The following is a 14,627-nucleotide window of genomic DNA, read 5'->3' as shown; positions in this document are numbered from 1 at the left end:
TCCCGCGTCAGAACGAGAACGGGATGTAGCAGGCGGCCGCGAGGATGACCGCGCCCCAGCCGAGGAGGGCCGGCTTGCGGTACCAGGCGTCGTCGCCCGCGGCGGGCGGCTCGGACATGCCGGGGGAGCGGGTGCCGTAGACGAGGCCCTGGAGGTCGTCGGCCGGCTTGGGGGCCGTGAAGAGGGAGACGGCGACCATGACCACCGCGCCCGCCACGAAGCCCGCGATCGCGGAGACGAAGTTGGCCCCCTGGTCGGAGGGGATGTCGATGATGCCCTGCTTGTAGATCCAGAAGTAGTTGATCATCGCTGCCGTGGTGCCCGCGAGGAGGCCCCAGAAGCCGGACTTCATGGACGCGCGCTTCCAGAACATGCCGATGATGAAGACGACGAACATCGGGACGTTGAAGAAGGAGAAGAGGGTTTGGAGGTAGCTCATGATGTTCGAGAAGGACGAGGCCAGGAACGCCGTGCCGATGGAGGCGAGGACGCCGATCGCTGTGATCAGGCGGCCGAAGCGTACGTAGTACTCGTCCTCGCGGTCCTTGGTCACGTACTTCTGCCAGATGTCCGTGGTGAAGACCGTGTTGAAGGAGGAGATGTTGGCCGCCATGCCCGCCATGAAGGCGGCCAGCAGGCCGGTCACCGCGATGCCCAGGACGCCGTTCGGGAGCAGGGACTCCATCAGGTAGGGGATGGCGTCGTTGTACTGGAGGTCCGAGGCGGGGGTTCCGATCTGGGGGACCAGGACCGCCGCCACCAGGCCCGGGATCATCACCAGGAAGACGATGAAGATCTTGGGGAACGCGGCGATGAGGGGGGTGCGCTGCGCGGCCGAGAGGTTCTTGGCGGAGAGGGCGCGCTGGACCTCCGCGAAGTTCGTCGTCCAGTAGCCGAAGGAGAGGACGAAGCCGAGGCCGAGGACGATCGTCAGCCAGTTCGCCCCGAGGGGGTTGGCGCTGCCGATGCCCGTGCCTCCCCAGGCGGTCATGAAGTCCCCGCCGTGGGACTTGGTGAGGGAGTCGGACAGGCCGTCCCAGCCGCCGACCTTCTTGAGGCCGAGGATGGACAGCGGGATGAGGGCCGCCAGGATCACGAAGAACTGGAGGACCTCGTTGTAGATGGCCGAGGAGAGGCCGCCGAGGGTGATGTACGCGAGGACGAAGGCGCCCGCGACGACGATCGCGACCCATTCCGGCCAGCCGAGGAGGGCCTCCACGACGATCGCGAGGGCGTAGAGGTTCACGCCCGCGATGAGGATGGCCGCGAAGGCGAACAGGGTCGAGCTGAGGAGGTGGGCCGCCTTGTCGAAGCGCAGGAGGAGGAACTCGGGGACCGAGCGGACCTTGCTGCCGTAGTAGAACGGCATCATCACCAGGCCCAGGAACACCATGGCGGGGATGGCGCCGATCCAGTACCAGTGCGTGGTGTAGACGCCGTACTGCGCGCTGTTGGCGGCCATGCCGAGGATCTCGGTGGCGCCGAGGTTGGCGGCGATGAACGCCAGGCCGGTCACCCAGGCGGGCAGGGAGCGGCCCGACAGGAAGAAGTCGAGGCTCGTCTTGACCGAGCGGCGGGCCGCGAAGCCGATGCCGAGGACGACGACGAAGTAGATGCCGAGGATCGTGTAGTCGAGCCAGTTCGTGGGGAGGCGTAGCTCGGCTGAGAGATATGTGGGGGTTTGCATGAGTACTCGCTTCGTTGCGCGAACTGATCCAGCGGGAACCTACGCCTCCGCTTTCAGTAATTGAACACACGTGATGGCGTTCTTTGTTGGATTGTGATCGTCGGATGTCTGGTGGGTTGTGGTGTGTTATGTTTGATTGTGTTGAGTGATTGACTGGGTTTGGGCACTGAGGAGTCCGGCGTGAAGAAGACCTCGACCCGGCTGGCCGACGGTCGCGAGCTGATCTACTACGACCAGCGCGACGACACCGTCCGCGATGCCGTCGACCGGCGGCCGCTGGAGCGGACCGTCACCACGTCCGAGGTCCGGCAGGACCCGCTGCTCGGTGACTCCGTCGCCATCGCCTCGCATCGGCAGGGGCGGATCTACCACCCGCCGGCCGATCAGTGCCCGTTGTGCCCGACGCAGGGTGAGCGGCTGAGTGAGATTCCCGAGTCGGCGTACGACGTCGTGGTCTTCGAGAACCGGTTTCCCTCGCTGGCCGGCGACTCCGGGCGGTGCGAGGTCGTCTGCTTCACGTCCGACCACAACGCCTCCTTCGCCGACCTGACGGAGGAGCAGGCGGGGCTCGTGCTGGAGGCGTGGACCGACCGGACGTCGGAGCTGTCGCATCTGCCCTCCGTCGAGCAGGTGTTCTGTTTCGAGAACCGGGGCGCCGAGATCGGCGTGACGCTGGGTCACCCGCACGGGCAGATCTACGCCTATCCCTTCACCACTCCGCGCACCGCGCTCATGCTGCGTTCCGTCGCCGCCCACAAGGAGGCGACGGGCGGGGAGAACCTCTTCGACGCCGTCCTGGAGCGGGAGCTCGCCGACGAGCGGGTCGTCCTGGAGGGGGAGCACTGGGTGGCCTTCGTGCCGTACTCGGCGCACTGGCCGTACGAGGTGCACCTCTACCCGAAGCGCCGGGTGCCCGATCTGCTGGGGCTCGACGAGGGGGCGCGCACAGAGTTCCCCAAGGTCTATCTGGAACTGTTGAGGCGCTTCGACCGGATCTTCGGGGAGAACGAGCCTCCTACGCCCTACATCGCCGCCTGGCACCAGGCGCCCTTCGGGCAGCTGGAGGAGTTCGAGGGCGTCAACCGTGACGACTTCGCGCTGCACCTGGAGCTTTTCACCATCCGTCGCACGTCCGGCAAGCTGAAGTTCCTCGCGGGCTCCGAGTCCGGCATGAACGTCTTCATCAACGACGTGCCGCCGGAGCGCGCGGCCCAGCGACTGCGAGAGGTAGCGAGTTCATGAGCAGCGGGAAGTACCTGGTCACAGGTGGTGCGGGGTACGTCGGCAGTGTCGTCGCCCAGCACCTGCTGGAGGCCGGTCACGAGGTCGTCGTGCTCGACAACCTCTCCACCGGGTTCCGGGAGGGCGTGCCGGCCGGTGCCTCGTTCGTCGAGGGCGACATCCGGGACGCCGCCAAGTGGCTGGATTCGTCGTTCGACGCCGTGCTGCACTTCGCCGCCTTCTCGCAGGTCGGCGAGTCGGTCGTGAAGCCCGAGAAGTACTGGGACAACAACGTCGGCGGGACCATGGCCCTGCTCGGTGCCATGCGTGAGGCCGGCGTCAGGAAGCTCGTCTTCTCCTCCACGGCCGCCACCTACGGGGAGCCCGAGGAGGTGCCGATCGTCGAGTCGGCGCCCACCCGGCCGACCAATCCGTACGGCGCCTCCAAGCTCGCCGTCGACTTCATGATCACCAGCGAGGCGAACGCCCACGGGCTCGGCGCGGTGTCGCTGCGCTACTTCAACGTGGCCGGTGCCTACGGCGCCCAGGGCGAGCGGCACGACCCCGAGTCGCACCTGATCCCGCTGGTCCTCCAGGTCGCGCAGGGCAGGCGGGAGGCGATCTCGGTGTTCGGGGAGGACTACCCGACACCGGACGGCACCTGCGTGCGCGACTACATCCACGTCGCCGACCTGGCCGAGGCGCATCTGCTCGCGGTCGAGGCCGCCACCCCCGGTGAGCACCTCATCTGCAACCTCGGCAACGGCAACGGCTTCTCCGTCCGCGAGGTCATCGAGACGGTCCGGCAGGTCACCGGCCACCCGATCCCGGAGGTCGTGGCGCCCCGTCGCGACGGCGACCCGGCGATCCTGGTGGCCTCCGCCGAGACCGCCCGCGAGAAGCTGGGCTGGAACCCGTCCCGCGCGGACCTCGCGGGGATCGTCGCGGACGCCTGGCAGTTCGCGCAGACCGCAGCAAACAGCGCAAGGGAGCAGTAGTGGGGGCACAACAGCAGGTCGCGGACTCCTTCGTGGAGCTGTACGGGGCCGCGCCCGAAGGTGTCTGGGCGGCGCCCGGCCGGGTCAACCTGATCGGCGAGCACACCGACTACAACGACGGTTTCGTGATGCCCTTCGCGCTGCCGCACCTGGCGCTGGCCGCGGTGTCGAGGCGGGACGACGGCGTGCTGCGGCTGCACTCGGCCGACATCGACGCCGGTGTCACCGAACTGCGTCTGGACGATCTCGTCCCCGAGTCGGACAAGAACTGGACGGCGTACCCGGCGGGTGTCGTCTGGGCGCTGCGCGAGGCCGGCCACGCGGTGACCGGGGCGGACATCCACCTCACCTCCACCGTGCCGGCGGGCGCGGGCCTGTCCTCCTCGGCGGCGCTGGAGGTCGTCGTGGCGCTCGCCCTGAACGACCTGTACGAACTGGGCCTGAAGCGCTGGCAGTTGGCGCGCCTGTGCCAGCGCGCGGAGAACGTCTACGTCGGCGCCCCGACCGGGATCATGGACCAGACGGCGTCCGCGTGCTGCGAGGAGGGCCACGCCCTGTTCCTCGACACCCGTGACCTGTCGCAGAAGCAGATCCCCTTCGACCTGGCCGCCGAGGGCATGCGCCTGCTGGTGGTCGACACCCAGGTCAAGCACGCCCACAGCGACGGCGAGTACGGCAAGCGCCGGGCCGGCTGCGAGAAGGGCGCCGCCCTGCTGGGCGTCGACGCCCTGCGGGACATCGCCTACGCCGACCTGGACGCGGCGCTGGAGCGGCTCGGCGACGACGAGGAGGTGCGCCGGCTGGTGCGCCATGTCGTCACCGAGGACGAGCGGGTGGAGCAGGTCGTGGCCCTGCTGGAGTCGGGCGACACCCGGGCGATCGGCCCGGTCCTGATCGCCGGGCACGCCTCCCTGCGCGACGACTTCCGCATCTCCGCACCGGAGCTGGACCTGGTCGTCGACACCGCCCTGGCCTCGGGTGCCCTCGGTGCCCGGATGACCGGCGGCGGCTTCGGCGGCTCGGCGATCGTCCTCGCCGAGGCCACCGACGTCGAGGCCATCACCAAGTCCGTCCAGGATGCCTTCGCCGCGGCCGGATTCACCGCGCCCCGCGTCTTCGAGGCGGTGCCCTCGGCGGGCGCGCGCCGGCTGAACTGACGCTTTTCGTCCACCCTTTGGTAAGAACGGCCCCGCGCTCGGTAAGAGTGCGGGGCCGTCTCTTTGTCATCTCTTTGTCGCCTGGGGACAACTGAGGATCAACCAGGGCGCGTGGTGTTTGTGAAGGTCCTCAAATGGGCTGTCTGGTACGCCTGTTGCCCGTGTGCCTGCTGATACGATCATTGCACTTTTCAGTAGGCTGACGGCGCGTCATGACGCGTACGGGGGGACAGTCTCTAGGGCCCCATCGCGAAGGAGTGGCTGTTGTCCGGCCCCCGGCGCGAGGCGACTTGAAGAGAGTCTCATGACGTCATTCATCAAGGATCCGTTGGTATGGATCCTGCTCATCGTGATCATCGCTGCGGCCTTCGCAGTGATGGGCGCACGGAGAACCAACATGGCTCTCCGCCGCAACAACGACAACTTGCAGAGCAACCTGGTGGCGGTGCAAGGCCAGCTCCGCCAGGTGCAGTCGGGCTACGAGTCCCTGACCGCCCGGCACGTGGAGGACCTCGCGGAGGTCCGGGCGGACGCGGAGTCGGCGACCAAGTCGGTCCTCAAGTCCGCGATGGGCACCCTCCAGTCCCTCGCCGAGGAGCAGCAGGTCCTGCTGGACAACCTCCAGAAGGGGTACGGCGACAACTCCGGCGTGCTGGCCGACCTGATGCTCATCGACCACACCAGCAGCCAGTTCAGCCGCCGTACCAAGGGCATCTCCGTGCTGTGCGGAGGCTGGCTCGGCCGGCGTGAGGAGTCCGCCTCCGTCTACGACGTGGCGCGCAGCGCCCAGGGCCGGATCAAGGACTTCAACCGGGTCCGTGTGCACGCCCAGGTCAACATCTCCATCACCGGCAAGGCGGTGGAGCCGGTCGCCGTGGTGCTGGCCGAACTCCTGGACAACGCCACCAAGTACAGCGCGCCCCAGTCCCCGGTGGAGATCAACATCCAGGCCGTGCCCACCGGAGTCTGCCTGGTCGTCGACGACGCCGGTGTGGGCATGAGCCAGGAGACCAAGGCCCGGGCGGCGGCTCTGCTGTCGCCGGAGGGTGTCGTCGACATCACCGGCCTCGGCGACCCGCCCAGGTTCGGCTTCGCCGTCTGCGGAATGCTCGCCGCCCGCTACGGATTCTCCGTGTCCGTCGACTCGGTCTCCCCCTACGGCGGGGTGCGGGCCGTCATCCGAGTTCCGGAGGGCCTCTTGACGACCGAAGCGCCGCAGCCCGCCGCCTCGCACGACGACCACGAGTACGAGGAGGACGTCGCCGCGCGCCCGCGTGCCGCCGTACCCGCGCCCGGTCCGACCCTCGTCGTCGGGACGACGACCGGCGGACTGCCCCGGCGCAGGCGGCGCAACAGGGCCGTCTCCGTGGTGCCGGAGCCGGAGCTGGAGCAGCAGCAGGCGGCGCCTTCCGGAGCCGATGCGGAGAACAGCGAAGTGACCGCCTCGCGGATCGGTGCGTTCGCCCGCGGCACGCACCTCGGGCGGGTCTCGAACAACACGGAAGGATCCCAGAACCAGTGAATCCCGACCTCACGTGGGTACTGAACGGTGTGCTCGAGGTGCGCGGGGCACGCCACGCGATCCTCGTCTCCGCGGACGGCCTGCTGATGCAGCGCTCCGACGACATCAGCCGTGACGAGGCGGAGAAGAACGCCGCCGCGATGAGTTCCATCCAGTCCCTGTGCCGCGCGGTGGCCGGGTTCGTGGGCGGCGGGCAGGGGACCTGGAAGCAGACGCTGGTCGAGTTCGACGGCGGCTGGATCTTCCTCGTCGCCGCGGGCAGCGGCGCCTATCTGGCGGTGTCGGCCGCCCTGGACGTCGACATGGAGGCGATGTCCTTCCGGATGCAGAAGACGGTCAGCGCACTGCGCGAGGCGATGAGCGCGGCGCCCCGACTGAACGCCGGTGCGGACGCATGACCAGCCACGGCGAGGAAGCTCCGGTCACCAGCGACTTCGTCCGTTCCTACGTCATCACCGGCGGCCGGACCCTGCCGTCCGCCGACGATCTCGCCCTGCACACCCTGGTCACCCTGGCGCCCGACCGGGAGATGCCGCTCGGGGCCGGACCCGAGGTCCGGGCCATCTGGGAGCTGTGCGCGGGCGGCTACCTCTCCGTGGCCGAGGTGGCGGGTCACCTCTCGCTGCCCGTGGGCGTGGCCCGACTGCTGCTGACCGATTTATTCGAGCAGGGACACCTCCTGCGCCGCGCCGCGCCGCCCCGTGCCCAACTCGCTGACCGAGCGACCCTCGAGAAGGTTCTGCATGGACTCGAAACCCTCATCGTCTGAGAAGCCGTCGACCGGCACGATCTACGTCTCCGACGCGGTGACCACGGCCGCGAAGATCCTCGTCGTCGGGCATTTCGCGGTGGGCAAGACGACCTTCATCGGATCGCTCTCGGAGATCACGCCGCTTCGGACCGAGGAGAAGATGACACAGGCGTCCGTGCACGTGGACGACCTGCGGGGCGTGCCGGACAAGCAGACCACCACCGTGGCCCTGGACTTCGGTCGCCTGACCCTGACCGACGAGCTGGTCCTCTACCTCTTCGGCACCCCCGGACAGCAGCGCTTCATGCAGCTGTGGGAGGACATGGCCCGGGGCGCGCTCGGCGCGCTGCTCCTGGTCGACCCCGCCCGGCTGGAGGAGACGTTCCCCGTCATCGACCTGATCGACGAGTACGGGCTCGAGTACGCCATCGCCGTCAACAGCTTCCAGGCGGGCACCCGGTTCGAGGAGGAGGAGATCCGCGAAGCCCTCGACCTGCTGCCCGACACCCCCGTCGTCTACTGCGACGCCCGCGACCAGCGGTCGTCCGCGACCGCGCTGATCGCGCTCGTGCGCCATCTGCTCGATCGCGCGGCGTGAGAGCCCCGGTTCGCACGTCGGCTCCCCTTCCACATCCCTCCTCCCCGGCCGGGCCGCCAGGCCCGGACCTCCAAAGGACACCCCCGTGGACACTCACCACTCGCCCGCCGCCGCGGGCGCCAGATGCCCCATGCACGACGGCACCTTCACCGCCGACCCGCAGCAGATCTACGACTTCGTCCGCGCCCACGGCCCGGCCGGACCCGTGGAACTCGCCCCCGGTGTGGACGCCACGCTGGTCGTCGAGCACGAGATGGCCCTCAGGGTGCTTCAGAACCCCTCCCTGTTCGCCCGCGACTCCCGCCGCTGGAAGGGCCTGAACGAGGGCAGGGTCCCGCTCGACAGCCCGGTCCTGGCGATGATGGCCTACCGCCCCAACTGCCTGTACACCGACGGTGCCGTGCACCTCAGGCTGCGCCAGGCCGTCACCGCGAGCCTCGACCGGCTCAACACCAGGCGGCTGCGCCGGGACGTCGAACCCATCGCCGACTTCCTCATCGACCAGTTCAGCGAACGCGGCCGCGCCGACCTGATCAACGACTACGCCAAGATGCTGCCGGCGCTGCTGTTCAACAAGCTCTTCGGCTGCCCCGCCGACATCGGCGACACCCTGACCGGGGCGCTGGGCGCCTTCTTCGACGGCGTCGACGTGCAGCGCGCCAACGAGGAGCTCACCGCGGGTCTGATGGAGCTGGTCTCCATCAAGCGCCGCCGCCCCGCCGACGACGTCACCTCCTGGCTCATCCAGCACCCCGCCGGTCTGACCGACGAGGAGCTCAAGGACCAGCTGATCATCCTGATGGGCGCCGGCTTCGAGCCCCTGCGCAACCTCATCGGCCACGCCCTGCACCTGCTGCTGTCGGAGGAGGGGGCGGGCGGCTCCGGGATGCTGGTCGAGGAGGCCATCGACCACATCCTGTGGAACAACCCGCCCATCGCCAACTACGCCACGCACTTCCCCGTGCAGGACGTGGACCTCGGCGGGCTGATCGTCGAGGCGAACACCCCGGTCGTCATCAGCTTCGGCGGCGCCAACAGCGACCCCGCCCTCAAGGAGGCCCGGGAGTCCCGCAACAAGGGCGCCCACCTGGCCTGGGGCGCCGGCCCGCACGCCTGCCCGGCCAAGGACCCGGCGCTGGTCATCGCCGTCACCGCCATCGAGCGGCTCCTCAACGCGCTGCCCGACCTCACCCTGGGCGCGTCGGACGACGAGTTGCAGTGGCGTCCGGGACCGTTCCAGCACGCGCTGGTGGGGCTGCCGGTGCGGTTCACCCCGACCCCGGCCACCCGCATGGTCTCGGCGCTCCAGACCGCGGCGCCCCAGCCGGCGGCCGAGCAGCCGGGCGTCCAGACCGGTGCCGAGCCCGCGCGAGCGGGACAGCCGGCGCCGAAGAGGGGCTTCTGGAGCACCCTGGTCGACCTCTTCCGCGTCTGAACTCACCGCAGCCGTTTGGTGAGGGTGTACTCCGTGATCCCCGGCGGATAGTCGGGGATCACGCACACCACCTCGTACCCCTGCCGCTGATAGAAGACCGGCGCCTGGAAGTCCCAGGTCTCCAGGCGTACGGCCGCACAGCCCCGTCCGTCCCGGGCGATCCGCTCCGCCTCGCCGAGCAGCCGGGAGCCGAGGCCGGAGCCCCGGTGCCGTTCGTCGACCCACAGATACGTCACGTGCATCCAGGTCGCCCAGGTGTGGCCGACCAGACCGCCGGCCAGCGCACCGGCGTCGTCCAGCACCCAGACGTGCAGCGGGACCTCACGCGCACCGGGGGTGCCGCGCAGGCCCCGCAGGACGGGAGAGGCGGCCGTGTTGGTCTCCCGAAGCCGACTTCGAAGAAGATCGCGCCGTTCCCTGTCGACTTCTGTCTCGATGCGAAACATGCGGCTCACCATAAACGTGCCGGACAGCCAGTTCTGCAAATTACCTTCCGCTCCTGCCCCCCGGCCGTACCCTGATGAACAGCACCGGTGGGGGCCGGTGCTGATCAGGGGGCGAGACAGTCGGGTACGACGCCCGATGTGGGGGTAGCGGTTTCTGCACGGCGGCGGCCGTGCGGTGATGTCGACCCCGGGCGTCGTACCCGCGCAGGTCATCGTTTCCCGACCTTGGGGTATCCCCTGCTCCGTCAGGAGCATCGGGGAAGGGGGTTTCGTGGTTCGCATCCGAGTCCTGGTCGTCGACGACCATCGCATCTTCGCCGAGTCGCTCGCAGCCGCACTGGCGGCCGAGCCCGACGTCGACGTCTCCGCGGCGGGCAGCGGTCCCGCCGCGCTGCGCAGTCTGGAGCGTGCGGCCGCCGAGGGCCGCCGGTACGACGTCCTGCTGGTCGACGCCGACCTGGGCGGCAACGTGCCGGGCGTCCGGCCCGCCGTACCGGTCCAGGAGGTGGGCGAGGACGGTCTCGTCGACGGCATATCGCTGGTCGCCGGGGTGCGTGCCGGGCAGCCGGGCGTACGGATCGTCGTGCTCGCCGAGAAGGACGATCCCCGCCGGGCCGCGCTCGCCCTTCAGGCCGGCGCCTCCGGGTGGGTCGCCAAGGACTGCTCGCTGTCCCGGCTGCTCACCGTCATCCGCGGGGTGCTGCGCGACGAGACGCATCTGCCGCCCGCCCTGCTCACCGGTGTGCTGCGCGAGCTGACGGCCGCCCGCAAGCACCGCACCGAGAGCGAACGGCTGGTGGAGTCGCTCACCCCGCGCGAGCGGGAGGTGCTGCGCTGCATGGTCGCCGGGCTGGGCCGCAAGGCCGTCGCGGAGAGACTGTTCCTCTCCCCGCACACCGTCCGCACCCATATGCAGAACGTGCTGGGCAAGCTGGGCGTGCACAGCACCCTGGCCGCCGTCGCCCTGGCCCGCCGCGCGGGCGTCGGCCCCGTGGACCTAGCCGGGGATGTTGTCGAACGGGGCGGTCAGCTGGCGTAGCAGTCCGGCCAGTTCGCCCCGCTGGGCGCGCGAGAGCTCCGCGAGGATCGCGCGCTCCTGGTCCAGCAGACCGGCCAGGGCCTGGTCCGCCCGGTCCTGGCCCTCGGTCGTCAGGCGCACCAGCACCCCGCGCCGGTCGCTCGGGTCGGGCAGCCGCTCCACCAGGCCCTTCTTGGCGAGGCGGTCGATGCGGTTCGTCATGGTGCCCGACGTCACCAGGGTCTGTGTCAGCAGCTGCCCGGGGGAGAGCTGATACGGCGTCCCGGCGCGCCTGAGCGCGGTCAGCACGTCGAACTCCCAGGGTTCCAGCCCGTGCTCGGCGAAGGCCAGCCGACGTGCGCGGTCCAGGTGCCGGGCCAGCCTGCTCACCCGGCTGAGCACCTCCAGCGGCTCCACGTCGAGGTCCGGGCGCTCCCGGCGCCATGCTGCGACCAGCCGATCGACCTCGTCCTCCATGACGATCAGTGTAGTGGTTGTGTCGATGTGAAGTCTCTTGACATGAAGCCTGTCGACATGAAGTCTCTTGACATCGAGATAAAAGCGCGGGGAAGGTGGATGCCATGACGACTCCCGCCTGGGATCCCGCCCAGTACCTGCGTCACGCCGGCCACCGCGCCCGCCCCTTCACCGACCTCCTCGCCCGGATCCCGGACCCGCCGGGCGACGCGCCCCGCATCGCCGACCTCGGCTGCGGCCCCGGCAACGTCACCACCCTGCTCACCGCCCGCTGGCCCACCGCCCGTGTCACCGGCTACGACAACTCCGCCGAGATGCTCGACAAGGCCCACGTCGACCACGCCGGCCCCACCCCCGGCGGCGGCCACCTCGACTTCGCCCGCGCCGACGTCCGCACCTGGGTGCCCACGGAGTCGTACGACGTCATCGTCAGCAACGCCACCCTTCAGTGGGTCCCCGGCCACGTGGACCGGTTCGCGGACTGGATCTCCGGCCTGGTCCCCGGTGGGACGCTCGCCTTCCAGGTGCCCGGCAACTTCGACTCCCCGAGCCATGTGCTGATGCGCGAACTCGCCCACTCCGCCCGCTTCAAGGACCGTCTCGCCGACACCCTCCGCCACGCCGACGCCGTCCACACCCCCCAGGCGTACGCGGAACGGCTGGCCGACCTGGGCTGCGCGGCCGACGTGTGGGAGACGACGTACATCCATCTCCTGGAGGGCGAGGACCCGGTCCTGGACTGGGTGAAGGGAACGGGCCTGCGCCCGGTCCTCACCGCGCTCGCCGACGACCCCGGGGTCCGGGAGGACTTCCTGACCGCCTACCGCGCCGCCCTGCGCGAGGCGTATCCGGCGGGGGCGCACGGCACCCCGTTCCCCTTCCGCCGCATCTTCGCGGTGGCCCGCAAGGAGGCGTGATGCTCGTCGCCGTCGACCACGTCCAGCTCGCGGCCCCACCCGGCTCCGAGGACCGGCTCCGGGCCTACTACGCCGGTGTCCTCGGCATGACGGAGCTCCCCAAGCCGTCGGCGCTCGCCGCACGCGGGGGCTGCTGGTTCCAGGCCGGCGCGGTGCAGCTCCATCTCGGCATCGAGACGGACTTCCGCCCGGCGAGGAAGGCCCACCCGGGCCTGCGCGTACGGGACATCGAGCCGTACGCGGCCCGCCTGGAGGCCCGAGGAGCGACCGTCACCTGGGACGACACCCTCCCGGGCCGCCGCCGCTTCTACTCCGAGGACCCGGTGGGCAACCGGCTGGAGTTCCTGGAGCCGTCTGGGGAACTCGGCCACTTCCATGGTCCGTAGCTCACGGACGCAGCCCCAGCAAGCGCCGGACCTCCTCGTGTGGGACGCCCTCTCCGAGCACGCCTTCGGCCTTGCGCCGCCGGTAGTCGGCGACGGCCAGGTCGTCCTCGAGGTCCTCGACGACCTGGGGCGGGACCAGCAGTGCGACCACATGGCCCTCGGCGGTGAGCCCGATGGTTTCTCCCCCGTCGGCCACGCGCCTGACCAAGTCGTCGAGCTGGGAGCGGGCTGTACTGATCGACACCTTCGTCACGTGCCCACGATCCCACGAAGCCACTACGCGGCACGGTGATTCAGCTCTTCCGGCGTCCTATCAACCGCGGCTTTGCCTCCAGGCCGTCCAGGCCGTGCCACGCGAGATTCACCAGATGGGCCGCCACCTCCGCCTTCTTCGGGCGGCGGACGTCCAGCCACCACTGGCCGGTCAGGGCGACCATGCCGACGAGGGCCTGGGCGTAGAGGGGGGCCAGCTTGGGGTCGAAGCCGCGGCTCTTGAACTCGCGGCCCAGGAGGTCCTCCACCTGGGTGGCGATGTCGGAGATCAGGGACGCGAAGGAACCCGTCGACTGGGGGATGGGGGAGTCACGGACCAGGATGCGGAAACCGTCCGTGTACTCCTCGATGTAGTCCAGGAGCGCGAAGGCCGCCTGCTCGCACAGCTCCCGGGGGTGACCGGCCGTGAGGGAACTCGTCACCATGTCCAGCAGGCGGCTCATCTCCCGGTCCACCACGACCGCGTACAGCCCCTCCTTGCCGCCGAAATGCTCGTACACCACCGGTTTGGAGACCCCGGCCTTCGCCGCGATCTCCTCCACCGACGTGGCCTCGAACCCCTTCGACGCGAAGAGGGTGCGGCCGATCTCCAGCAGCTGCTGGCGGCGCTCGGCACCGGTCATCCGGGTGCGACGCGCACGCCGCGGCTTCTCGTTGCTCGGGGTGCTGCTGGAGTCGGTCGCCACGGCGTCAATCATGCCGCCTCGGCGGTCTCCTTCTTGCGTCGAGAACCGTCCTCACCCGTGATACGGCGGGAATCGATACGCGAGCGTGACGGCCAGCGCACGTCGTACGCCCAGCCCAGCATCTCGAACCAGCGGATGAACCGCGCCGAGGAGTCCACCTGGCCCCGCTCCACCCCGTGCCGCGCGGAGGTCGGATCCGCGTGGTGCAGGTTGTGCCAGGACTCGCCGCAGGACAGCACCGCCAGCCACCACACGTTGCCCGAACGGTCCCGCGACTTGAACGGCCGCCTGCCCACCGCGTGGCAGATCGAGTTGATCGACCAGGTCACGTGGTGCAGCAGGCACACCCGGACGAGAGAGCCCCAGAAGAAGCCGGTGAACGCGCCCCACCAGGACATCGTCACCAGCCCGCCGATCAGCGCCGGCAGGGCGAGGGAGAGCATCGCCCAGAAGATGAACTGCCGGGAGATCGTCCGGATCGCCCTGTCCTTGATCAGATCCGGTGCGTACTTGTCCTGAGGCGTCTGCTCCTCGTCGAACATCCAGCCGATGTGCGCCCACCACAGGCCCTTCATCAGCGCCGGGATCGTCTCGCCGAAACGCCACGGCGAGTGCGGGTCGCCCTCCGCGTCGGAGAACTTGTGGTGCTTGCGATGGTCGGCCACCCAGCGCACCAGCGGCCCCTCCACCGCCATCGACCCCATGATCGCCAGCGCGATCCTCAGGGGCCGCTTCGCCTTGAAGGAACCGTGGGTGAAGTAGCGGTGGAAGCCGATCGTGATGCCGTGGCAGCCCAGGAAGTAGAAGAAGACCAGCAGGCCGAGGTCCAGCCAGCTCACGCCCCACCCCCACGCCAGCGGCAGGGCCGCCAGCACGGCGAGGAACGGCACGATGATGAAGAGCAGCAGCGTGATCTGCTCGATCGAGCGCTTCTGCTCGCCGCCCAGGGTGGCGGAGGGCACGTCGGCGTCGACGGCCGCCTGGGAGGGGTCTTCGATCACATCGGAGCTTGAGGTCATGCGCGTCCCCTGTGGGGTTTCGAGGGAGGTGAAAGT

General features: G+C 69.6%; 17 protein-coding genes. 11 read left to right on the top strand and 6 right to left on the bottom strand.

Annotated features, from left to right (window positions below):
- Positions 1-7 precede the first annotated feature (7 nt).
- On the bottom strand, positions 8-1,687 hold the full coding sequence (locus SLINC_RS18725) for a sodium:solute symporter family protein (RefSeq protein ID WP_067434157.1): 1,680 nt from the start codon (positions 1,685-1,687) through the stop codon (positions 8-10).
- 180 nt (positions 1,688-1,867) lie between these two features.
- Here SLINC_RS18725 and galT point away from each other — a divergent pair, with 180 nt between their 5' ends.
- The 8 genes from galT to SLINC_RS18685 all read left to right on the top strand — a co-directional run bounded on the left by galT (position 1,868) and on the right by SLINC_RS18685 (position 9,369).
- Positions 1,868-2,929 carry a galactose-1-phosphate uridylyltransferase gene (gene galT, locus SLINC_RS18720; RefSeq protein WP_067434154.1) on the top strand — a complete coding sequence of 354 codons (1,062 nt, stop codon included), beginning with the start codon at positions 1,868-1,870 and terminating at the stop codon, positions 2,927-2,929.
- Positions 2,926-3,906, top strand: a complete 981-nt coding sequence (gene galE / locus SLINC_RS18715; RefSeq protein ID WP_067434151.1) for a UDP-glucose 4-epimerase GalE — start codon at positions 2,926-2,928, stop codon at positions 3,904-3,906. The genes galT and galE overlap by 4 nt, the downstream gene beginning before the upstream one ends.
- Positions 3,906-5,063 (top strand): galactokinase, encoded by a 1,158-nt coding sequence (galK, locus tag SLINC_RS18710; RefSeq protein ID WP_067434148.1) that lies wholly within the window; start codon positions 3,906-3,908, stop codon positions 5,061-5,063. Before galE ends, galK begins: the two co-directional genes overlap by 1 nt.
- A 304-nt stretch (positions 5,064-5,367) precedes the next feature.
- Positions 5,368-6,585, top strand: coding sequence for an ATP-binding protein (locus tag SLINC_RS18705; protein ID WP_067434145.1), 1,218 nt, complete (start codon positions 5,368-5,370; stop codon positions 6,583-6,585).
- Positions 6,582-6,983: a roadblock/LC7 domain-containing protein gene (locus tag SLINC_RS18700; RefSeq protein ID WP_067434141.1), complete on the top strand. Its 402-nt coding sequence runs from the start codon at positions 6,582-6,584 to the stop codon at positions 6,981-6,983. The genes SLINC_RS18705 and SLINC_RS18700 overlap by 4 nt, the downstream gene beginning before the upstream one ends.
- The gene (locus SLINC_RS18695; RefSeq protein ID WP_067434137.1) at positions 6,980-7,354 is read left to right on the top strand and encodes a DUF742 domain-containing protein; all 375 of its coding nucleotides are present in this window, start codon (positions 6,980-6,982) and stop codon (positions 7,352-7,354) included. The genes SLINC_RS18700 and SLINC_RS18695 overlap by 4 nt, the downstream gene beginning before the upstream one ends.
- Entirely contained in the window at positions 7,329-7,934 is a 606-nt protein-coding gene (locus SLINC_RS18690; RefSeq protein WP_067434134.1) for a GTP-binding protein, read from the top strand. Before SLINC_RS18695 ends, SLINC_RS18690 begins: the two co-directional genes overlap by 26 nt.
- A 130-nt stretch (positions 7,935-8,064) precedes the next feature.
- Positions 8,065-9,369: a cytochrome P450 family protein gene (locus tag SLINC_RS18685; RefSeq protein WP_067445491.1), complete on the top strand. Its 1,305-nt coding sequence runs from the start codon at positions 8,065-8,067 to the stop codon at positions 9,367-9,369.
- Between the two features lie 2 nt (positions 9,370-9,371).
- On the opposite strand, the gene SLINC_RS18680 is transcribed toward SLINC_RS18685, so the two are convergent.
- Complete coding sequence (locus tag SLINC_RS18680) at positions 9,372-9,827, bottom strand: GNAT family N-acetyltransferase (RefSeq protein WP_079164597.1); 456 nt, start codon at positions 9,825-9,827, stop codon at positions 9,372-9,374.
- A 259-nt stretch (positions 9,828-10,086) separates the two neighbouring features.
- Between SLINC_RS18680 and SLINC_RS18675 the strand changes: the two genes are divergently transcribed.
- Positions 10,087-10,854 (top strand): LuxR C-terminal-related transcriptional regulator, encoded by a 768-nt coding sequence (locus tag SLINC_RS18675; RefSeq protein WP_067434129.1) that lies wholly within the window; start codon positions 10,087-10,089, stop codon positions 10,852-10,854.
- Here SLINC_RS18675 and tamR read toward each other — a convergent pair.
- Entirely contained in the window at positions 10,813-11,310 is a 498-nt protein-coding gene (gene tamR, locus SLINC_RS18670; protein WP_067434126.1) for a MarR family transcriptional regulator TamR, read from the bottom strand. The two genes, SLINC_RS18675 and tamR, sit on opposite strands and share 42 nt — an antisense overlap.
- Before the next feature lie 104 nt (positions 11,311-11,414).
- Here tamR and SLINC_RS18665 point away from each other — a divergent pair, with 104 nt between their 5' ends.
- Positions 11,415-12,227, top strand: coding sequence for a trans-aconitate 2-methyltransferase (locus tag SLINC_RS18665; protein WP_067434123.1), 813 nt, complete (start codon positions 11,415-11,417; stop codon positions 12,225-12,227).
- The gene (locus SLINC_RS18660) at positions 12,227-12,613 is read left to right on the top strand and encodes a VOC family protein (protein WP_067434121.1); all 387 of its coding nucleotides are present in this window, start codon (positions 12,227-12,229) and stop codon (positions 12,611-12,613) included. Before SLINC_RS18665 ends, SLINC_RS18660 begins: the two co-directional genes overlap by 1 nt.
- Position 12,614: 1 nt before the next feature.
- Here the strand turns inward: SLINC_RS18660 and SLINC_RS18655 are convergent, their stop codons facing one another.
- Genes SLINC_RS18655 through SLINC_RS18645 form a run of 3 tightly spaced genes read right to left on the bottom strand, consistent with a single transcriptional unit; the run spans position 12,615 to position 14,591 of the window.
- Positions 12,615-12,866, bottom strand: a complete 252-nt coding sequence (locus tag SLINC_RS18655; protein ID WP_067434118.1) for a type II toxin-antitoxin system Phd/YefM family antitoxin — start codon at positions 12,864-12,866, stop codon at positions 12,615-12,617.
- Positions 12,867-12,906: 40 nt separating this feature from the next.
- On the bottom strand, positions 12,907-13,584 hold the full coding sequence (locus SLINC_RS18650; protein WP_067434115.1) for a TetR/AcrR family transcriptional regulator: 678 nt from the start codon (positions 13,582-13,584) through the stop codon (positions 12,907-12,909).
- Positions 13,581-14,591, bottom strand: coding sequence for an acyl-CoA desaturase (locus SLINC_RS18645; RefSeq protein ID WP_067434112.1), 1,011 nt, complete (start codon positions 14,589-14,591; stop codon positions 13,581-13,583). Before SLINC_RS18645 ends, SLINC_RS18650 begins: the two co-directional genes overlap by 4 nt.
- Positions 14,592-14,627 lie beyond the last annotated feature (36 nt).

This window comes from Streptomyces lincolnensis, assembly GCF_001685355.1.
Lineage (GTDB): Bacteria > Actinomycetota > Actinomycetes > Streptomycetales > Streptomycetaceae > Streptomyces > Streptomyces lincolnensis.
Note: the sequence above shows the minus strand (reverse complement) of the source record. Positions and strands in the feature narration are given on the sequence as shown.